Here is a 20,809-nt window from a genome sequence, read left to right as displayed (position 1 = left end):
GCCCTTCGCGCCAGTGCTGCCAGCGTCCGCCACAACCCATCCCGCGTTTCGTGACGATCGCGATACGCCCCTCTGACAGGGATGAGGTGAGGAACGATGCGGTAAATCCGCATTTCTGTAAAGGCGAATATTTTCGCAAGGCCGGCTTGACCCTTTGCTTGGGTGTTTTGCCCGTCGGGCAACGCAACGGCTTGTAGCTCGCATCTCACGGCCGCCGGCACACCAGATCGATCTCGATCAGCGCATCATAGGCAAGGCCGGTGACGCCGACGCAGGTGCGCGCCGGCAGGCGGCCGGGCGCGAAGTACGTGCGGTAGGTCTCGTTCATCGCCGTGTAGTCGTCCTTGAAGCGCGTGAGATAGATCCGCGCCATCACCACGTGCTCGAGGCCGAGATCGAGACCGGCGAGCACCAGCTTCAAATTCTCCATCACCGCCCTCGTCTGCGCGACGATGCCCTCTGGCAGCACGCCCGGGGTTTGCGGCGTATCCGGCATCTGGCCGGTGACGAAGACGAAGCCGTCGGTTTCGACCGCGTGGCTGAAGGGCGCGACCGGCTTCGGGCCGCCGCTGATCATGTGGAATTTCACTCGGGTATCCTTCGGCTCAAGGCGCGTCCTGAAACAGGCGCTTGCTGATGATCGCGTGCACGCCCCAATTGCCGTCGACGACCTGGGTGACGCCGAAGTCCACGGCGGCTGACATCAGGGCGATCGCCTCGTCCTCGCTGAGACCCTTCACGTTCATCAGGAAGCGCCGCATCTTGCGGAAGGCGTCCTTCATGGCGAGGTCGAGCGAGGACTTTGCATAGACCTCGCTCTGGCCCTGCGCGCCGAACTCGGCGAGATAGTTGGGATGGCTGAAGCCGGTCAGCACCCAGTCGGTCGCGGTTTCAATCAGGGGATAGCTGAGATCGGCGAAGGGCTGGCCGGCAAGGTCGGCCTTCTTGTGCAGGATCACCTCGAACGTGCCGGTCATGGAGCATTCGATCGCGGTGCCGCTCAACTCACCGTCGCCCTGGGCTGCGTGGGGATCGCCGACCGACAGCAGCGCGCCGGGGACGGAGACCGGAAGATAGACCGTGGCCCCCTTCCCCAGCCGCCAATTGTCGAGATTGCCGCCGAAATAGGATGGCGGCACGGAATCGATGAAATCGACCTCGCGCGGCGCCACCGCGATTACGCCGAAATGCGGACGCAGGGGAATGCGGATGCCGTCGAGCACGGCGTGGCGGCGTTTCACCGTACCGGGCGCGACGGGAATGCCGGGATAATCGTAGGTAGGGTGCACGACGCCGAACGGATCGGTCTGCGGCTCCCAGCGGTAGGAATACAGCGCGCGGGCGTGCGGCGCATCAGCGTCGTCAAGGATCTCGTAGATCGTCACCGCTTCGCGGGGCTTCGGTCCCGAAAGGAACTCGTCGTAATGATAGCCCCACCAGGCCGCGACCGAGGAGCCGAACACGCGGCCGGCATGTTTCGGATGACGGCTCGCCCGCGGCACGATGTCGAGGATCCGCACTTCCAGCACGTCGCCCGGCTGGGCGTCCTTCACTGCCACGGGCCCGGTGCAGATGTGCACGCCGAAGCCTTCGCCGGCGCCGCGACCAAACACGCTGGCGTCCATCGGACCGGCGCCGCGGCGATCCACGTTCTTCCTGGCCTTGGTCCATCCGAACACGCTTTCGGCGGCGGCATCGCCCGCGATCATCAGTTCGGGGTCGTCGGAGGCGTGCTGGGTCAAAGTCTCGATGGTGATGGTATCGCCCGAGGCGATCTCGAGCTGCGGCGCCAGCGAACGGCTGAAATAGCCCCAATGAACACGGTCGGCCTCGATCGGCAGATGATGGTGCTTGCGTCCGGCTGTTCTCGGCTCATCGGTGTCGGTGCGGGAAACATTGCTGCGCGCCTCCGCTCCCGCCTGGTGTGCGCGCAGCTGCGCCAGCGCCTCCTGCGGCCAGCCGCGCTGACCGGTAATCCCGTGCTGCAAGGTCGCCCGCTCCGCCTCCTGCTGGCGGAACTCGCGCGGCGGCAGGCCGAAGCGGTGGCGGAAGGCGCGGCTGAAATGCGCGGAGTCGCCGAAGCCATAGGCGTAGGCGATCTCCGAGATCGAGCGATGCGCTTCAGCCAGATTGGACAGGTCGGCCCAGGCGCGCTGCAGCCGCCGCTCGCGGACGTAATGGGTGAAATTGTCGCCGACCGTCTCGAACAGCTTTTGCAAATAGCGCTCGGAAATCCCCTCGGCCTGCGCGACGCGCGCCGGCACCAGTTCGGGATCATCGAGCCGCCGTTCGATGGTGCGGCAGATCCGGTGCAGCAGCGCGGCCTGCGTCGCGCTCGATCCGGCATCGGACGTCGAGGCCGCCAGTTGATGCGCAAGGGTCAAGAGGAGGTCGACGAGCGACTGCGCGACCGCGTTCCATTCGGCATCGCTCAGCGTCTCGAGCGTGCGCGCGGTCGCATCCAGCAGACGTGCGAACACATCGGCGAAACCGCTGGCCGCAACGACCCGGGGCTCGCCGAGCCTTGGCTTGCCCGAAAGGCGACCGTGCAGCGCGCCCGATGTCACCGACAGCACGATGGCGCGCATGTCGCGCTGGAACACGATGCTCCAGTCCCCGCTCCGCGGCAACAGCACCAGATGGCCGACCGGAACGATGCGGTGGCCGCCGGCACTTCTGAGCACCATGCCATCCTCGAGCGGCATCAGGGCGATCGGAAGCTCTTCGTTCGCGTGAGACAGAGGTCCGACGCTCTGCGCGCCCGCGGCCATGCGCGTCATCGCGACGCCGGCGGCCTGACGATGCGACGCCGTTGCGTGTCCGTCAAAAAAGCAATGGCCGCCAGCCGGTTGCAGGCCGACGGCAGCGAGCACGTCCCGCCAGGCTTCGGGGCGGTCGTCTTGCGTGTAGGACTCGCTCGTGAACGGCCGGAAGCTCATCGGATCAACCCAGATTGCCGTTGATCGAAGCAACCTCTGTGCCAGCCGCACGCGATCATCCGTCGTAGCGACGGGCCGCAAATGACGATCGCTGCTCATCCTCTCATCCCGGAAACACGCGACGCTTCAACGCATTAGTCGCAACGGAAGATGTTCTTGCGGATCGTGCCGTGAACGCCCCAATTGGCGTCGACCACCTGGGTGACGCCGAAATCGGCGCCGACCGACATCAGCGAGATCGCCTCGTCCTCGCTGAGGCGATGCACGGTCATCAGGAACCGTCGGAGCTTGCGGAACGCATCGCGCATCGCACGGTCGAGACTGCTGTGATTGGCAATGTCGGTTTGGGCGTCGGCGCCGAGCGCGGCGAGATAGTTCGGATAGGTGAAGCCGTAGAACGACCAGGCCTGATCGGTCTCCAGCATCGGATGGTCGAGACCTTCGAGGCTGGTGCCGGCGAGGTCGGCTTTCTTGTGCAGGATGAACTCGAAGTCGCCGGTCAGCGAGGTCTCGATTGCGGTGCCGCCGAGCTCGCTGTCGCCCTGCGCGGCATGGGGATCGCCGACCGAGAAATACGCGCCGGGGACGGCGACCGGATAGAACATGCGCGCACCCTTGCCGATGCGCCAGTCGTCGATGTTGCCGCCGGTATAGCTCGGCGGGATCGAGCTGACGAAATCGGCCTCCGACGGCGCGAGCCCCATCGTGCCGAAATGCAGACGGGCCGGCACCTTCACACTGGACAGGATGTTCTCGCGCTTCTTGATGGTGGCGTGATCGACGCGCACGCCGGGATAGTCGATCATCGAGTGCACGATGCCGTCGGGATCGGTCTGCGGCGTCCAGACGTAATTGTAGACCGCCTTGGCGTAGGGCTCGCCGGAGGTGTCGAGCTCGAAGATGGTGACGACCTCGCGTGGCTTCGGCTCCTCGATCAGGTCGTGAAAATGAAACCCCCAGTTCGCCGCGACGTTGGAGCCAAAGCAGCGCCCGGCATGGCAGGCACTGCAGCTCGGTCGTGGCCGGACGTCGAGGATGCGCACCTCCAGGATATCGCCGGGCTCGGCTCCTTCGATCGCGACCGGTCCGGTGAGGAGATGCACGCCAATCCCCTCGCCTGCGCCGCGGATGAACGGGCCTTCGACGGGACCTGAGCCGCGGCGCGCCACCGCCTTGTGCTCACGCGTCCACTGGAACACGCTCTCGGCACCGGGATCGCCCGCGATCATGCGCTCGTAATCGTCATTGGCGTGATGGGTCAGCGTCTCGATGGTGGCGCGATCGCCGGAGCGCAGCGTCAACGCCGGGGCGACGGCTTTGGAGAAATAACCCCAATGGACCGTCTTGGGCGACACCGGCAGCGTGACATGCTTCATGACTTGATCTCTTTTGACTTGGCCTCTTCAGGTGACTTGGCCTCTTCGGGGAACGCGGTCGCTGGTCTTGCGAGGCCGGACGGCAGGGTCATCGCACCGCCTCCGGAATCTTGTCGGCTTCCATCACGCTGAGAAAACGCGCGGTCAGCGGATTGCGGGGATTGGTGAGCACCTCATGCGCCGGCCCCTCCTCGATGATCACCCCGCCGCTCAGGAAAGCGACGCGGTCGGCGACTTCATCGGCGAAGCGGATCTGGTGCGTCGAGATGATCATGGTGAGACCGTCGTCGATGGCGAGACGGCGGATCACTTCCAGCACCTCGTTGACGAGCTCGGGATCGAGCGCGGAGGTCGGCTCGTCCAGCAGCAGCACGCTCGGGTTTGGTGCGAGTGCGCGCGCGATGGCGACGCGCTGCTGCTGGCCGCCGGAGAGATGCCGCGGCAGCGCATCGGCGCGATGTGTCAGGCCCACGCGCTCGAGCAATTCGGCCGCGCGGCGGTCGGCATCGATGCGGGTCATGCCGTGCACCCAGCGCAGCGGACCGGCGATGTTCTCCCTGGCCGACAGGTGGGCAAACAGGTTGAATTGCTGGAACACCATGCCGACGCCAACCGTTGCCCGTTCGTTGGCCATCGCCCGGGGTGACAGCAGCTTGCCGTCGTCGTCAAAACCGAGGCGGCGGCCGCCGACGCGCACGGTACCTGCGTCCCAGCTTTCGAGATGATTGATGCAGCGGAGCAGCGTGCTCTTGCCGGAGCCGCTGGGACCGAGCAATGCGACCACCTCGCCGACGCGAACGGTGAGATCGAGACCGCCGAGCACCTTTTGCGCGCCGTAGCGCTTGGTGAGGTCCTTGGCCTCGACCGCGATGTTGTTGCGCGCGATCGTCGCTGCGCGCCGGGTGCGTTCCTCGCGCGTCAAGGCCAGCGGAGGCGTCTCGGCAAGCTGCTCCGCCGCTACCGGCTCGGGATCGGCAGCGGTCGCCTCGGCAAGCTCGAGCCTGGTGGCGAGATCGACGCGACGCCACGGCAGATAGTCGGCGAGCTTGCGCTCGCGGCCTTGGGCGCGGTCGAGATCGAGCAGCCATTCGACGAACAGCTGGATGACGCTGATGGCAAAGGTCAGCACCAGATACAAAAGGCCGGAGGCGAAGAAGATCGAGAAGAAGTCGAAGGTCGAGGACGCAAGCTGGGTCGAGCGCAGCGTCAGCTCCTGGACCGCGACGACGGAGGCGAGCGAGGAATTCTTCAGCGCGCTGACGGCCTCGTTGCCGAAGGCCGGGATCATGGTGCGGATCGCCTGAGGCGCGATCACCCGCCACATCAGGATTCTGGGCGTCATGCCGAGCGCCTGGCCCGCCGTCACCTGCCCGCGGTCGACGCCGAGCACGCCGGCGCGCAGCATCTCGGCGATGAACGGCGCCTCGTTGCAGGCGAGCGCGAGGCCGGCGGCCAGCACCGCCGGCAGCTTGATGCCGATATGCGGCAGCGCGTCATAGGCGAACACCATCTGCAGGATCAGCGGCGTCCCGCGGAAGATCACGGTGTAGGCCCGGGCGATCGCCGCCAGCAGCCAGAAGCGCGACAGCTGCATGCCGGCGAGGATCAATCCGAGGATCAATCCGCCGCCGAGCCCGAGGGCAGTCACCTCGAGGGTGAGCTCGATGCCCTCGAGCAGATACGGCATGCTCAGGTAATGGAGGAACAGCGACATCAGTCTGCCGTCAGGATGTCAGGCTCCTTGAAGTTGTTCACGTCGAGCCCATGCTTCTTCAGAAGCTCCATATGCGTGCCGGCCTTCTGCACCTCGATCAGCGCGGCGAGCACGGCGTCACGGAATTTCGGCTTGTCCTTCGGCACTGCGATCCCGACCGAATACGGGATCGTCACCGCGATCGCCTTCTCCAGCTTGTCCGGATAGGCCTTCACCGCGCTGTCGACGGTGTTGACGTCGTTGACATAGGTGTCCGCCCGGCCGGCGAGGATCGCTTGGATGCAGTTGGCGTTGTTGTCGTAGAGCTGGACGGTCGGCTCGGGCTTGCCGGCCTTCTTGCACTCCGGCATCAGGGCCTGGATCAGAGGCACCTCGACATATCCGGTGTTTTCGGCGGCAGCCGCGCCGCACATCGACATGTTGATGCCATTGATGCCCTTCGGATTGCCCTTGGCGACCAGCACGCCGTCGAACACCTTCGAGTAGGTGATGAAGTCGGCGGCCTTGGCGCGCTCCTTGGTGGCATAGATATCGGAGATGACGATATCGGCCTGTCCCGCGGCGAGCGTGGTCAGCAGTGCGGCGAACGTCACCGGCTTGTAGGTCAGCTTGAAGCCGAGGCATTCGCCGATGGCTTCGCCGAGGTCGATGTCGAAGCCGATATATTTGCTGGGATCCTTCGGGTCGATCGTCTCATAGCCCGGCGTGTGCGGGTTGATGGCGTTGACGAGCGTCTTGCCCTTCCAGTCCGGATATTTGGCCTGGAGCGCGGCGCAGGCGGCGGGCGCTGCGGCCTGCGCGCTCAGCGGTGCAGCGGCAACGAGGCCGATAGCGATGGCGGCGCCGAGCGCGAGCCTGCGCCACGGCTGTGATGCGCGCGCGATCCCCCGCCGCGCCTGGGGCAATACCCGTGTCTCCATCTCCAGCTCCTTCGAATTGTCATGGCAATGGCCATGTTCCAGATCTCGGGAGCGAGCCTAGGTGGAGTGCGGACCGGAAAGCTTGTCCGCGGGCGTACAAAAAATTGGATGGAAGTGGCCCGTGATTTGGGCAAGCGACTGCACAAAAACTGTTCGCAGGCACGACGTGTCCCGGCGCGGGATTCCGAATTCGGGAGAACCATATCGTTCCGGATGACGTACCGATCTGCGCGATCCGAGAATCATCCGGTCAGCTTATTTGACAGAGATACGACGATGACCGGCGGAGATACGACGATTTATGGATCCATCTGCGGCCGGCATCCGAACTGGATCACCGCCGTCCACAGCCTGTCCGCAGCATATCCACAGGCCGATCATGCCGGATTCGCGAGCCCGCACGAGCCACTTGCTGCGCACAAACTCACAGGCCTGGTATGTCAGCCACCGGCCTGATCGAACACGCTGCGGCAAGCCTCGCTCAAGCTTGACCGATTACGGCGAAGGCAGGCTGTGATGGCACGGACGTTGGGGATCTCGCCGGCGCAGAGCCGGTAGACGTCGGGCGTGCAGGCCCGACGCTGCTCGGGCGTTCCCTGCTGCGCATGTGCGGCGGAGGCAAACAGCGTCAGAAACAATCCGAGCGTCGAGGCGCGACGCGCCCGGCTCTTCACACCCGCAAACCGCAAGAACCTTGGCTTCATGACGAAGTCTCCTGTCTGCCCTGCCCACCCCCGGCCTGCATTGGCCGGGCTTGCGAAGGGGTAGGAGAAATAAACCGCCGGGAATGTGATCTCTTTCACACGGGCAGCCGGTCGGAGGCGCTTACGGTTCCCGGGGGATTTTCATGAATCGCTAACCAATCGGGACCCGATCGCCGGATCGTTAAAATGCGAACGATCGGTTCAATCGGGTAACAAGCCGGCTTTGCGACATTGCGCCATCCGCGGTTCGGAGGGTGTGATGAGCGAAGCCGAATTCAACTTGCTGCTGGATGCCGTCCAGGACGCCATGGTCCATGAAGATCCGGCGTTCGCGCCGGGGGAGGATTTCGTGCCGCGCTCGTGGACGTTCAACGCCAAGCCCAAGGCCGCCAACGACAATGAGGGCGCCTGGCCCCTCCTGCCGTTTCCGGACGGCTGGTACGCGGCCTGCTGAGGCCAATTTCAACACGAAAACGCAGCGCGCGCCCGCGGGCGTTTTGCGCCAGGCCCAGCGCCGCACGGGCACGACCGTGATCAGGTCTTGATGCGCTCCTCGCCGTCCTGCGGCGCCCGGTCGGGCGCGGTCGGCGGAAAGATGCTGTCATAGATCGCTCGGGCCTCGCGAATGAGGCGAGCCCGCTCCAGCTCGGATTTCGGGACAAATCGGACGATTTCGCTCACGTGCTCTCCAGCGCTCGATCGCTCGGGGAATACATCACCTGGCTGATGCGAACTCTATGCCAGCAGGCCTGAATCACGGGTTTCCGGCAGGCCCGGGCAAACCCGGTGTGCGCCAGCGCGGCCTTCGTGGCCGGATCTGCATGCAGGCGCGGCGGAACCTGCGCCGCAATCAATTTGTGCTGAAAGATCAGAGCTTTGCGATGGAGGCCACGTCGGGACTCGAACCCGAGTAAACGGTTTTGCAGACCGGCGCGTAACCACTCCGCCACGTGGCCCCAACGAGGGCGGAGCAATATAGGGGATCATGGATTTAGGCAACCCCGACCGGAGCCGGCCATGCCTTCGCACTGCCGAGATATCTGCCGGGAATCTCATCGATGGCGCCGGCCGTCGCGACGCGTCCCTCCTCCAGGAGGATCGCGCGGTTTCAGGTGCTTGGGACGAGTCAGGCCCGCTTGCCGCGCCGGACACCACGCCGGCGGTCCTTGACCACCGGTTTCGGCGCCAATTCCGGCATCTCGGCCTGGACTTCGCGATAGCGGGTTAGCATCCGTTCAAAACTCGCGTTCAGCGTCTGCGCGATGTCGGGGCGCTTCTCGAGACTGGCCAGGATCGTTGCGGCCGCCTCGATGGTGGAGAGTCCGTCCTTGCGCGGCTCCTTGCGCAGGCGCCCGTAGCGCGAGGGGTGCGCCGGGTTGAGGATCACGCGCTGGCACTTCAGCATCCAGGGGTTGCGCCACCACAATGCCTTGGCCTGGCTCCACGTGCCGTCGAGCAGCACCACGCCTTCGAGCTTGCCCAGGATCGCACGCTGGTTCTCCGCAATCGCGCCCTTGCGGTCGAGTGCGACAATCTCGCCCTCGGCCTCGAGAGCGGCCGCGCGTGCCGAGCCGAGATAGAGCACGGCCCAGCGCGCCGCATTCTCGACCGGCTGCCCCAGCGCCTTGGACAGGCTCGGCCAGGACAGGCCGACGCGCACCGTCGCCTTGGCGAAATGCTTCGCAAGCAGCCGTGCGGTGCCAAGCGCCCTGTCCTGCTCCTGCGGATGCTGGAGGATCAGGAGCGAGAGCCGCTTTTCAATCGGCGTGACGCTGTCGCAGATGCACAGCGGCATCGGCTTCTGGCAGTGCGGGCATTCGGGGATCGGATCGGCCGGCGCGGCGGCTGCTGGGTTCGACATGGTCGCCGCTATACGCTTTGCGCGGCGCTTCAACAACCCGCCTATTCCGCCGGCGCGGCCAGCGGGCGCGGCTCGGAGCGCCGGCGCAGCCGGTCGATCAGAAGGTAGATCACCGGCGTCGTGTAGAGCGTCAGGATCTGCGAGACGAACAGGCCGCCGATGATGGTGATGCCGAGCGGGCGGCGCAGCTCCGTGCCGGGGCCGGTCGCGACCACCAGCGGAATGCCGGCGAACAGCGCCGCCATGGTCGTCATCAGGATCGGGCGGAAGCGCGCCTGGCAGGCCTCGAAGATCGCCTCGGCGGAGGACAGGCCGCGCTGGCGCTCGGCATCGAGCGCGAAGTCCACCATCATGATGCCGTTCTTCTTGACGATGCCGATCAACAGGATGATGCCGACGAAGGCGATCACCGTCAGCGGCGTGTTGGTCACCTGCAAGGCGAGCAGCGCGCCTAATCCGGCCGAGGGCAGCGTCGAGATGATCGTGAGCGGATGGGCGAGGCTCTCATAGAGCACGCCGAGCACGATATACATCGCGACCAGCGCGCCGAGGATCAGCAGCGGCTGTCGCCCGCTGGTCTTGGCAAAATCGCCGGCATTGCCGTCAAAACTGCCGCGGATGCCTTCCGGCATGTGCAGCTCCTCGACCGCGCGCTGGATGTTCTGCGTCGCGGCCTGGAGCGCAACGTCCGGCAACAGGTTGAACGACACCGTGGTCGAGGGGAACGACTGCGAGTGATAGACCGCGAGCGCGGCGAGCCCACGCGTCGCATGCACCACGGCCGACAGCGGCACCTGCGCGTCGCCCGCGCCGGCGACATAGATGCGGTCGAGATTGGACGGATCGACCTGGAATTTCGGGTCGATCTCCAGCACCGTCATGTACTGGTTGCGCTGGGTGTAGATGATCCCGATCTGCCGCTGCGAGAACGCGTTGTTCAGCGCGTTGTCGATATCCTGGACGCGGACGCCGAGCGCCGAGGCCTTCTGGCGGTCGATGGACAAGGTCAGCTGAAGCCCGCCGGGATCGCGGTCGCTGGAGACGTCGGTGATGCCGTCGACGCTCTCCATGCGCTTGGCCACGATCGGAGCCCACTTCTGGAGCAAACTGAGGTCGGTGCTGGTCAGCGTGTACTGGTAGTCGGAATCGCTCTGCCGTCCGCCGGCGCGGACATCCTGGGCGGCGAACATGAAGAGGCGGATGCCGGGGACCGGAAACAGTGCGCGCCGCAGGCGATCGATCACGACCTGCGTTGAAACGTGATCGCGCTGCTCCGGCGGCTTCAGGCTGATGAACATGGTGCCGCGGTTCGAGGTCGCGCCGCCCGGCCCGCCTCCGCCGCCGACCGTCGAGCCGATGCCGGCCACCGCCGGATCCTGCATGACGATGTCGGCGAGCCGCTGCTGAAGGCTGAGCATGGACTGGAACGAGATATCCGCCGAGGCGCGCGTCGCGCCGATGACGAAGCCGGAATCGTCGGTCGGAAAATAGCCCTTGGGGACCTTGATGTAGAGCACCACCGTCAGCCCGATCGTGGCGAAGAACACCAGCAGCGTCAGCAGCGGGAATTCCAGTACGGTGCGCAGGGTGCGGGCATAGAATGCGACGATGCGCGACAGCGAGCCCTCGATGATGCGATCGAACAGCGTCGCGGAGCCGGACGTGGTCTGCCGGATGTAATGGGCGCAGATCATCGGCGTGACCGTCAGCGACACGAGCGTCGACACCACGATCGCGAAGGTCAGCGTCAGCGAAAACTCGCGCAGCAGACGGCCGACGATGCCGTCCATGAAGATCAGCGGCGTGAACGCCGCGATCAGCGACAGGCTGATCGAGACCACGGTGAAGCCGATCTGCCTGGCGCCCTCGATCGCCGCCTGGAACGGCCGCATGCCGTGCTCGAGATTGCGGTACATGTTCTCGATCATGACGATGGCGTCGTCGACCACGAAACCGACCGAGATCGCCAGCGCCATCAGCGACAGATTGTCGATCGAAAAGCCGGCGACCCACATGCCGGCGCAGGTGCCGGCCAGCGCCAGCGGCACCGAGATGCCGGCCGCGATCGTCGGCGTGAGACGGCGCAGGAACACGAAAACCACGACCATCACCAGGATGGCGGTCGCCAGCAGCGTCCATTGCATATCCATCACGCTGGCGCGGATCGTGCTGGTGCGGTCGACGAGGGTGGAGACCTCCACGCCGGCCGGAATCCACTGCTTCAGCGCCGGGATCAGCGCCTTCACCCTGTCAACGGTGTCGATGACGTTGGCGTCGCCCTGCTTGGTGATCTGGATCAGCACCGCAGGCTGCTTGTTGAACCATGCGATCGAACGGGCATTGCGGACGCCGTCCTCAATCTCGGCGACATCGGCGAGGCGCACGAAATTGCCGTTCGCGCTCTTGATGACGATGTCGCGGAATTCCTTGGCCGTGCGCATTTGCTTGTTCAGCGACAGCGTCTCGCTCTGGCGCTCGCCGTTGAAGATGCCGACGGGGCCGAGCGGATTGGCGTTGATGATGGCGGTCCGGACGTCGTCGGTGGCGATGCCGGCGTTCGACAGCGCGACCGGATTGAGCTGGATCCGCACCGCCGGCTGGTCCGCACCGCTGATCGTCACGTTGCCGACGCCGGGGACCTGCGAGATGCGCTGGGCCAGCACGGTGTCGGCGACATCGTAGATCGCGCTCGCCGCAAGGGTCTTCGAGGTCAGCGCCAACACGAAGACGGGCGCGCCGGCGGTGTTGGCCTTGCGGAAGCGCGGCAGCGTCGGCAGATCGCTCGGCAGGTCGACCAGTGCGGCGTTGATCGCCGCCTGCACGTCGCGCGCGGCCTTGTCGATGTTGCGACCGATGTCGAACTGGAGCTGGATGTTGGTGGTGCCCAGCGACGACGTCGAGGTGATCTGGTTGATGCCCGAGATCTCGCCGAGCCGCCGTTCCAATGGCGAAGCCACGGTCGCGGCCATCACTGACGGGTCGGCGCCCGGACGGCTGGCCGAGACGAAGACGGCGGGGAAATCGACGTTCGGGACCGAGGCAACGGGCAGGAACTCGTAGGCCACGACACCCAGCAGGAACAACCCGATCGACAGCAGCGTGGTCGCAACCGGGCGGCGGATGAAGGGCTCCGAGATCGATGCCATCACTGCATCCCCTCGGTCGCGCCCGCGACGGGCGGACCGCCGGGCTCGACCGGCGGCAGCGCCTGCTCGAGGCGGCGGTTGATGCGGTCGAGCGCGAGATAGATCACGGGCGTGGTGTAGAGTGTGAGCAACTGGCTGAGCAGCAGCCCGCCGATGATGGAGATGCCGAGCGGAAACCGCAGCTCGGCACCGGTGCCGCTTTCGATCGCGAGCGGCAGCGCGCCGAACAGCGCCGCCAGCGTCGTCATCATGATCGGGCGGAAGCGCAGCAGGCAGGCCTGCACGATCGCCTCATGCGCCGGCATGCCCCGCCCGCGCTCGGCCTCGAGCGCGAAGTCGATCATCATGATCGCGTTCTTCTTGACGATGCCCATCAAGAGGATGATGCCGATCAGGCCGATCACCGAGAGGTCCTGGCCGCATAGCATCAGCGCCAGGATGGCGCCCACGCCGGCCGACGGCAGCGTCGAGAGGATGGTGATCGGGTGGATGTAGCTCTCGTAGAGCACGCCGAGCACGATGTAGATCGTGATCACGGCGGCGAGCAGCAGCCATGGCTGGCCGGCGAGCGCCTTGGCGAATTCGGCAGCGTCACCGGCGTAGACGCCGACGATGCTGTTGGGCATCTCGATCCGGGTCTCGATCGTCTTCACCGCCTCGACGGCATCGCCGAGCGCCGCGCCCGGCGCGAGGTTGAAGCTGAGCGAGATCGACGGGAATTGCGCCTGGTGCGAGATCGCGAGCGGGGCCGTGGTGCGCTTCAGCGTCGCCACGGCGGACAGCGGTACCTGCGCGTTGGGGGCGCCGACGGTGGCGCTGGCGGCGCCCGGCAGATACAGCTTCGACAGGATCGAGGGATCGCGCTGGTACATCGGCAGCGCTTCCAGCACCACGCGATACTGGTTGGCCTGGCCGTAGATCGTGGAGATCTGGCGCTGCGCGAAGGCGTCGTTGAGCGTGTCGGTGATGCCTTGCAGGCTGACGCCGAGCTGTCCGGCGCGGGTGCGGTCGACATCGAGCTGCGCCCGCAGGCCGCCTTCCTGCGCCTCCGAGGACACGTCACGAAACAGCGGGTCGTGCCGCATCTCCGCAACCAGCTTGCGCGCCCATTCCGAGACCAGCGCCGCGTCGGTGCCGGTCAAGGTGTACTGGTATTGCGAGCGGCTCGACTGGGTCGAGATCTGCACGTCCTGCACCGGCTGGAAATACACGGTCATGCCGGGGATGCCGGCCACCCGCTCCTTCAGCCGGGTAATGACCACGCTGACATCGTCGCGGCGCTCGCCGCGCGGTTTCAGCGTCATGACGAGGCGCCCGACATTGGTGGTCGGGTTGACCGAGCCGGCCCCGATCACCGAGACAACACCGGTCACATCGGGATCGGCCTTGATGGCGTCGGCCGCCGCGGCCTGCCGTTTCTGCATCTCCGCGAACGAGACGTCAGGCCCAGCCTCCGTCACCGCCGTGATCGAGGCAGTGTCCTGGAGCGGCAGAAAGCCTTTTGGCGCCACGACGTAGAGAACGAGAGTTGCGATCAGCGTGGCGAAGGTCACGACCAGTGTGGCGCGCTGGCGTTCCAGCACCCACAGAAGCGTGCGGTGATAGGCCTCGACGGTCCGGTCGATGAAGCGGCTGATGGCGGCCAGTCCCGGTACCGCCAGCTCCTCGTGCGCGTGCTTGAGCAGGCGCGAGCACATCATCGGCGTCAATGTCAGCGAGACCACGGCCGAGGTCACGACCGCGATGGTCAGCGTCAGCGCGAATTCGCGGAACATGCGGCCGACGAGGCCCGACATGAACAGCAGCGGGATGAACACCGCGATCAGCGACACCGTCAGCGAGATCACGGTGAAGCCGATTTCGCTGGCGCCCTTCAGCGAGGCTTCCATCGCACTGTCGCCATTCTCCATGTGGCGGACGATGTTCTCGATCATGACGATGGCGTCGTCGACGACGAAGCCGGTGCCGATGGTGAGCGCCATCAGCGACAGATTGTCGAGGCTGAAGCCGGCGAAATACATGATGCCGAAGCTGGTGATCAGCGACAGCGGCAGCGCCACGCCCGCGATCAGCGTGGCTCGCAGCGAGCGCAGGAACAGCAGCACCACCAGCGTCACCAGCACGACGCTGAGGATCAGCGTGAACTGCACGTCCCGGACCGAGGCGCGGATGGTCACGGTGCGGTCGGAGACGATGGTGAGATTCACGCCGGCCGGAATCGCGCGCTGGACTTTCGGGATTTCGGCGCGGATCTGGCTGACGACGTCGATCACATTGGCGCCGGGCTGACGCTGGATGTCGATGATGACGGCGGGCGAGCCCTGGTACCAGCCGCCGGTGCGGTCGTTCTCGAGGCCGTCGACGATCTGCGCGACGTCGGCGATGGTGACGGGCGAGCCGTTGCGGTACGTGACGATGATGGGCTTGTAGGCGTCGGCGGCGGCGATCTGGTCGTTGGCCGCGATGATGTAGGATTGCTGCGCGCCGTCGAGCGAGCCTTTCGGCCCGGACACATTGGCGTTGGCGATCGCGGTGCGCAGATCCTCCATCGCGATGCCGTAAGCCGCGAGCCGCGCCAGATCCGCCTGGATGCGTACCGCCGGCTTCAGCCCGCCGAGCACCGAGACGCGACCGACGCCGGATATCTGGCTCAGCCGCTGCGCCAGCAGCGTGTCGGCGATGTCGCTCATCGCCCGCAGCGAGATCGTGTCGGAGCGCAGCGCCAGGGTCATCACCGGCGCGTCCGCCGGGTTCACCTTGGCGTAAGTCGGCGGATAAGGCAGCGTCTTGGGCAGCACGCCGGCCGCTGCGTTGATCGCCGCCTGCACGTCCTGGGTCGCGCCGTCGATGTCGCGGTTGAGGTCGAACTGGAGCGATATCTGGCTGACGCCGAACGAGCTGGTCGAGTTCATCGCCGAGAGCGACGGGATCTGGCCGAGCTGCCGCTCCAGCGGCGCGGTGATCAGCGAGGCGATCACGTCGGGGCTCGCACCGGGCAATTGCGTCGTCACCTGCACGGTCGGGAAGTCGACCTGCGGCAGCGCCGAGACCGGCAGCGCGAAATAGCCCAGCAGCCCGCCGATCAGGAGCGCGATGCCGAGCAGCGAGGTCGCGATCGGCCGTCGGATGAAGGGTTCGGAGACGCCCATGGGATGCGCCTGCCGCTCAGGCGGCTGTTGTCGGGATCATGGCTGCTTGGCTCCACTTCCCGATGCCCCAGGATTCGGCGGAGGCCCCGGTGCCGGTCCAGTCTGGCCCTTCTGGTCGCCTTCGCTGCTGCTCCGTTTCGCGCGGCGCTCGCCGTCCTTGCCTTGTCCGTCCCTCGGACCGTCTTTGGCGCCATCCTTCTTCTGACCGTCCGGCGCGCGCGCGCGCTTGCGCGGCGCGAGATCGGCCGACGGGGTCTGGTCGTCGCGGCCGATGACCACCTTGGAGCCGTCGGACAGATTGGCAAAGCCCGTCGTGACGACCCTGTCTTTCGGCGACAGGCCGCTGGCGATGACGGCGTCATGCTCGTTCTGCTGGGTCACCGTCACTGGCTTGGCCGCGACGACATTGTCCTCGCCGATGACATAGCTGAAGGTCCCGATAGGGCCGCGCTGCACGGCCGAGGTCGGCACCACCAGCGCCTGCGTCAAGGTCTCGACCTTGAGGCGGACGTTGACGAACTGACCCGGCCAGAGCTGGTAATTGGCGTTGGGGAATTCCGCCTTGAGCCTGAGCGTGCCGGTGGTCTGATCGACCTGGTTGTCGATGCCGGTGAGCTTGCCGGTATCGATCACGGTGATGCCGTCATTGCCGAACACGTCGACCGCGAGCGCGCCCTTCGATGCCGCCGCGTTGACGCGCATGATCTGCTGCTGCGGCAGGCTGAACCACACCGCGATCGGCTGCAATTGCGTGATCACCACGAGGCCGGTGGTGTCGGAGGCGTGGATGATGTTGCCCTGATCGACCTGGCGAAGGCCGGCGCGGCCCGAGATCGGCGCCACGATCTTGGTGTAGCTCAGCGTCGCCGCCGCGTTGTCGATCGCGGCCTGGTCGGCCTTGACCAGCGCCTCGGTCTGCGCGACCAGCGCGCGCTGGGTGTCGGCCTGCTGCTTGGAGCCGGCGTTGGACGCCGCGAGCTGCTCGTAGCGCGTGAGGTCGATGCGCTGGTTGGCGAGCTGGGCCTGGTCCTGCGCCTTCTTGGCGACGGCCTGATCGTACGTCGCCTGATACAGCGCCGGATCGATCTCGCCGACCACGTCGCCCTTCTTGACATCCTGGCCTTCCGTAAAATTCACCGCGATCAGCTTGCCGTCGACCTGGGAGCGCACGGTCACGGTGTTGAGCGCGCGGATCGCGCCGACGCCGTCGAGATAGACCGGAACGTCCTGGATCCGGGGCGTCGCCGCCAGCACCGGCACCGGCAGATCGGGCCGCTGGTTGCGGTTGTTGGCCTGAGGCTGCTGATGCATGGCGCTCCAGCCGAGATAGCCGAGACCACCGAGGATCGCGAACGTGATCAGGGTCATCACGAAGCCGCGGCCGCGCGACCCTTTCGCCGTCCCCTCCTTGGCGCCTTGCTTGGCATCCGGCTTAAAGAGCATTGACCGGTTTCTCCATCCTCGGCTCCCAACCGCCGCCGAGCGCCTGATACAGGCTGACGATGGCGAGGAGCCGTGCGAGTTGGGCCTGCGACAGCGCGTCTTCCGCCTGGAACAGGGTCAGTTGGGTGTTGAGCACGGTCACGATGTCGGCGGTGCCGGCGCGCAATTGCTGCTCGGCGAGGTCGAACGCGCGACGCGACGCGGTCACGACATCGCGCTGCAATTGCAGCTTGATCGTGGTCTGCTTGATCGAGAACAGCGCATTGTCGACGTCGGCAAACGACTGGACGATGGTCTTGCGATAGGTCTGGAGCAATTCGTCCTGCCGGGCCTTGGCATATTCGAAATTGCCGAGGATCTTGCCGCCGTCGAAGATCGGCTGCGTCGCGCTGCCGACGAGCTGGAAGAAGGCCGCGTGCGGCTGGAACAGCGACACCAGCGCGGAGCTCTGATAGCCGCCATTGCCGGTAAGCTGGATGGTCGGAAAGAACTGCGCACGGGCGTTGCCGATGTTCGCGGTCGCGGAGGCGAGCTGCGCCTCCTGGCGGCGGATGTCCGGCCGCTGCGTCAGGATCTCGGACGGCAGGCCGGGCGTCACGCGCGGGATCGCGATCCGGTTCAGCGAGCCGCCGAGCACGCGCACGCCCTCCGGCGGACGCGACACCAGCACCGCGAGCGCATTGACGTTCTGGTCGAGCGTCTGGCGCAGCGGCGGCACCAGCGCCTTCTGGTTGGCGAGCACGCTCTCCTGCTGGGCGACGTCGAGATCGGTGCCGGTGCCGGCCTTGCGCCGTTCCCTGACGGCATCGAGGATGCGCTGCGCGCTGGCGATGTTGCGCTGTGATGTCCTGATGCGATCCTGGGAAGCCAGCACCTGGAAATAGGCGTTGGCGACCCCTGCCAGGGTCGTCAGCGCGACGACGTCGCGATCGAAGCGGTTGGCGTTTGCTGTCTCTTCGGCGGTTTGCAACGCGTCCCGGTTCTGGCCCCAGAAGTCGAGCTGGTAGCTCGCGCTCAGCGAAGCCGAATAATTGACCACCTCGCGGCCACCATTGGTGAGGCCCGAGGACGACGAGCCGGAGGTGCGCGAATAGGTTTCGGAGCCGCCGCCCGACAGGCTCGGCAGCAGCGCAGCCCCCGCCTGCCGCGCCTGGGCGTCCGCCTGTACGATACGCGAGACGGCCGCGGCGATGTCGAGATTGACGGTCTGCGCCTCCTCCATCAGCTGCGTCAGCTCCGCGGAGCGGAAGCCGCGCCACCAATCCAGCGTGGGTGGCGCGTCGGCCTTGCCGGCGTATTTGTACTGCGCGGGAACATCGAGCGCGGGATCCGGCAGATCCTGCGTCAGAACGCAGGCTCCGGAGGCCGCGGCAAGGCACAGCACCACACCCCAGCGCGCCGCATGCCGCGCTGGAAACACCGACCCAAAGGATCGCCGCATGGCGACCACAGGACCATCCCGTGTCACATCCACCCTCCGCCGGGCAGATAAAGCCGCCACCGCGCAGCCGGATTAACCGATTCGCGGCGGGGCAGTCGGAGGGCTTTGGACAGCTCGTTCACCACGGTGATGCTTTCTGCGGAACCTGGGCTTCATACTAGCCGGGTGTGCAACAGCGTGACAGTCCCGCAGCTGCGAAACGCACACCCCAACATACCGGCATCGGCGCGACTCAAATGCAGAATAGACCTGTCCTGCAGCAATCTTTCGCATTGCCGCGCCACCATGAACGCGTTCAAGCTTACCAAGATTTCATGTGATATTGCCGCCACACCTGCACCGGAGCCGTCCGACCACTCTCACGAGGTCGTCAGCTTCCGAAAGCGGGGCGCGTCCGCTCGCAGGTCGGACTTCCACCCTCGACGCGCGCTCTCAACACCGTTGAGGCCCCCTCCTTGGTCGAGCTCGCATGCGCTTCGACATTGCAGCGTCCCGCGAGGGCGCACATGGCCGATCAGCTCCGCTCGCCGCGACAGTTATCTTCCATATCCCGATGGCGGCTTGCCATATCCATCTCCTGATCATCGGCTTCGCGGCAAGCAGGTCTCTCCTGCCGGAATATCGCTGCTTTGGCGGGCGTTTGGGCCTGTTTCGCCGCAGCGCAAAAGCCTTCCCCTTTTGCTTCCCAAGCACTAGGTTCTGGCCAACCTGATCAACCTCTTTGCCAGTGATTTTCCCCGACATGACCATCAAAAACGACGTTGTCGAAGCCATCGGCAACACCCCGCTGATCAAGCTCAAGCGCGCATCGGAATTGACCGGCTGCACCATCCTGGGCAAGGCCGAGTTCATGAATCCCGGCCAGTCGGTGAAGGACCGCGCCGGCAAATGGATGATCCTGGAAGCCGAGAAGCGCGGCGAGCTCAAGCCCGGCGGCCTCGTGGTGGAAGCGACCGCCGGCAATACCGGCATCGGCCTTGCCGTGGTCGCGAGTGCCCGCGGCTACCGTACGCTGATCGTGATCCCGGAGACGCAGAGCCAGGAGAAGAAGGATTTTCTGAAGCTGTGCGGTGCCGAGCTGCTGGAATCGCCGGCCCTGCCCTATTCCAATCCGAACAACTACCAGCATGTCGGCCGCCGGCTCGCCGATGAACTGCGCAAGACCGAGCCCAACGGCGTGCTGTTCGCCGACCAGTGGAACAACCTCGACAACGCCAAGGCGCATTACGAGTCCACCGGCCCCGAGATCTGGCAGCAGACCGGCGGCAAGCTCGACGGTTTCGTCTGCTCGGTCGGCAGCGGCGGCACGCTTGCCGGCACCAGCCGCTATTTCAAGGAGAAGAACAAGGATATCCGCATCGCCTGCGCCGATCCGCACGGCGCCGGCATGTATGAATATTTCAGGACCGGCGATGCCAAGGCGACGCCCGGCGGCTCAATCACCGAGGGGATCGGCCTCAACCGCGCGACTGCGATCGTCGAGACCGCGAAGGTCGATGACGCCTATCTCATTTCCGACGCCGAAGCGGTCTCGGTGATCTACGAACTGCTCCAGCACGAGGGCCTCTGCCTCGGCGGCTCCACCGGCATCAACATTGCCGGCGCGATGCGGTTGGCAAAGCAGCTCGGCCCCGGCAAGACGATCGTCACCGTGCTGTGCGATTCCGGCAGCCGCTACCAGTCGAAGCTGTTCAACGCCGACTTCATGCGCGCCAAGAATCTGCCCGTGCCGGAATGGCTGGAGAAGCGCAGCAACATCAAGCTGCCGTTCGTTTAGCTCCAGGTCGGCCGCGGCGATCCCCGCGATACCCGTGCGAGACGCGCGTTCGATAGCGAGGGCTTGACCTCGCTCCGGTGCGACTCGAGGGGAGTGCCGTAGGAGCCTTCGCCGTCGCCGCCCGGCCAGAAAATCAGCACCAGCATCAGCGCGAGGTTGACGAGCGCTCCGAGCGCCGTTCCCTGATGCTCCTGCCCGATCGCCCAGGCCGGAAACCGGCCTGCGACGAGATGGTCGACGATCATGAGCGCGAACCAGGCCGGGATCACGCAGACCGGATCCCAGCCGATGTCGCGAATGCGCATCGACTGCAGCGTGAAGGTCGCAATTCCGAACAAG

At 65.8% G+C, this 20,809-nt stretch carries 16 protein-coding genes and 1 tRNA gene; 3 read left to right on the top strand and 14 right to left on the bottom strand.

Annotation, left to right across the window (positions count from 1 at the left end; all coding sequences use genetic code 11):
• A partial coding sequence (locus JQ572_RS26635; RefSeq protein WP_211385796.1) for a hypothetical protein occupies positions 1–197 on the top strand: 197 nt, incomplete at its 5' end.
• A gap of 8 nt (positions 198–205) precedes the next feature.
• Here JQ572_RS26635 and JQ572_RS26630 read toward each other — a convergent pair.
• From JQ572_RS26630 to JQ572_RS26605, 6 genes are all read right to left on the bottom strand, one after another.
• Positions 206–589 carry a RidA family protein gene (locus tag JQ572_RS26630; RefSeq protein ID WP_211385795.1) on the bottom strand — a complete coding sequence of 128 codons (384 nt, stop codon included), beginning with the start codon at positions 587–589 and terminating at the stop codon, positions 206–208.
• A gap of 16 nt (positions 590–605) precedes the next feature.
• Complete coding sequence (locus JQ572_RS26625) at positions 606–2,939, bottom strand: acetamidase/formamidase family protein (RefSeq protein WP_211385794.1); 2,334 nt, start codon at positions 2,937–2,939, stop codon at positions 606–608.
• A gap of 134 nt (positions 2,940–3,073) precedes the next feature.
• Positions 3,074–4,315 carry an acetamidase/formamidase family protein gene (locus JQ572_RS26620; protein ID WP_211385793.1) on the bottom strand — a complete coding sequence of 414 codons (1,242 nt, stop codon included), beginning with the start codon at positions 4,313–4,315 and terminating at the stop codon, positions 3,074–3,076.
• Positions 4,316–4,403: 88 nt separating this feature from the next.
• Positions 4,404–6,029 carry an amino acid ABC transporter permease/ATP-binding protein gene (locus JQ572_RS26615; RefSeq protein WP_211385792.1) on the bottom strand — a complete coding sequence of 542 codons (1,626 nt, stop codon included), beginning with the start codon at positions 6,027–6,029 and terminating at the stop codon, positions 4,404–4,406.
• Positions 6,029–6,949 (bottom strand): ABC transporter substrate-binding protein, encoded by a 921-nt coding sequence (locus tag JQ572_RS26610; RefSeq protein WP_211385791.1) that lies wholly within the window; start codon positions 6,947–6,949, stop codon positions 6,029–6,031. The genes JQ572_RS26615 and JQ572_RS26610 overlap by 1 nt, the downstream gene beginning before the upstream one ends.
• Positions 6,950–7,389: 440 nt before the next feature.
• A complete protein-coding gene (locus JQ572_RS26605) occupies positions 7,390–7,653 on the bottom strand; it encodes a hypothetical protein (protein WP_211385790.1) in 264 nt (87 codons plus the stop codon).
• A gap of 259 nt (positions 7,654–7,912) precedes the next feature.
• Between JQ572_RS26605 and JQ572_RS26600 the strand changes: the two genes are divergently transcribed.
• Positions 7,913–8,107, top strand: coding sequence for a hypothetical protein (locus JQ572_RS26600; RefSeq protein ID WP_211385789.1), 195 nt, complete (start codon positions 7,913–7,915; stop codon positions 8,105–8,107).
• A gap of 80 nt (positions 8,108–8,187) precedes the next feature.
• Here the strand turns inward: JQ572_RS26600 and JQ572_RS26595 are convergent, their stop codons facing one another.
• The 7 genes from JQ572_RS26595 to JQ572_RS26565 all read right to left on the bottom strand — a co-directional run bounded on the left by JQ572_RS26595 (position 8,188) and on the right by JQ572_RS26565 (position 18,693).
• Positions 8,188–8,334: a hypothetical protein gene (locus JQ572_RS26595; protein WP_211385788.1), complete on the bottom strand. Its 147-nt coding sequence runs from the start codon at positions 8,332–8,334 to the stop codon at positions 8,188–8,190.
• A 201-nt stretch (positions 8,335–8,535) separates the two neighbouring features.
• A tRNA-Cys gene (locus JQ572_RS26590) sits at positions 8,536–8,609 on the bottom strand.
• 170 nt (positions 8,610–8,779) lie between these two features.
• On the bottom strand, positions 8,780–9,514 hold the full coding sequence (locus JQ572_RS26585; RefSeq protein ID WP_211385787.1) for a tRNA-uridine aminocarboxypropyltransferase: 735 nt from the start codon (positions 9,512–9,514) through the stop codon (positions 8,780–8,782).
• Positions 9,515–9,555: 41 nt separating this feature from the next.
• Positions 9,556–12,660, bottom strand: a complete 3,105-nt coding sequence (locus JQ572_RS26580) for an efflux RND transporter permease subunit (RefSeq protein ID WP_211385786.1) — start codon at positions 12,658–12,660, stop codon at positions 9,556–9,558.
• On the bottom strand, positions 12,660–15,809 hold the full coding sequence (locus JQ572_RS26575) for an efflux RND transporter permease subunit (protein ID WP_211385785.1): 3,150 nt from the start codon (positions 15,807–15,809) through the stop codon (positions 12,660–12,662). The genes JQ572_RS26580 and JQ572_RS26575 overlap by 1 nt, the downstream gene beginning before the upstream one ends.
• 36 nt (positions 15,810–15,845) lie before the next feature.
• The gene (locus tag JQ572_RS26570) at positions 15,846–17,252 is read right to left on the bottom strand and encodes an efflux RND transporter periplasmic adaptor subunit (protein ID WP_211385784.1); all 1,407 of its coding nucleotides are present in this window, start codon (positions 17,250–17,252) and stop codon (positions 15,846–15,848) included.
• Positions 17,242–18,693, bottom strand: coding sequence for an efflux transporter outer membrane subunit (locus JQ572_RS26565; RefSeq protein ID WP_211385783.1), 1,452 nt, complete (start codon positions 18,691–18,693; stop codon positions 17,242–17,244). Before JQ572_RS26565 ends, JQ572_RS26570 begins: the two co-directional genes overlap by 11 nt.
• 742 nt (positions 18,694–19,435) lie before the next feature.
• Here JQ572_RS26565 and JQ572_RS26560 point away from each other — a divergent pair.
• Positions 19,436–20,470: a cysteine synthase A gene (locus JQ572_RS26560; protein WP_211385782.1), complete on the top strand. Its 1,035-nt coding sequence runs from the start codon at positions 19,436–19,438 to the stop codon at positions 20,468–20,470.
• On the opposite strand, the gene JQ572_RS26555 is transcribed toward JQ572_RS26560, so the two are convergent.
• On the bottom strand, positions 20,467–20,808 hold the full coding sequence (locus tag JQ572_RS26555; protein ID WP_249129339.1) for a hypothetical protein: 342 nt from the start codon (positions 20,806–20,808) through the stop codon (positions 20,467–20,469). The genes JQ572_RS26560 and JQ572_RS26555 overlap by 4 nt on opposite strands.
• Between the last annotated feature and the right edge of the window lies 1 nt (position 20,809).

This window comes from Bradyrhizobium sp. SZCCT0153 (assembly GCF_018129995.1).
GTDB lineage: Bacteria > Pseudomonadota > Alphaproteobacteria > Rhizobiales > Xanthobacteraceae > Bradyrhizobium > Bradyrhizobium japonicum_G.
The sequence above is the reverse complement of the archived record's forward strand: the minus strand, read 5'-3'. Positions and strand labels throughout refer to the sequence as shown.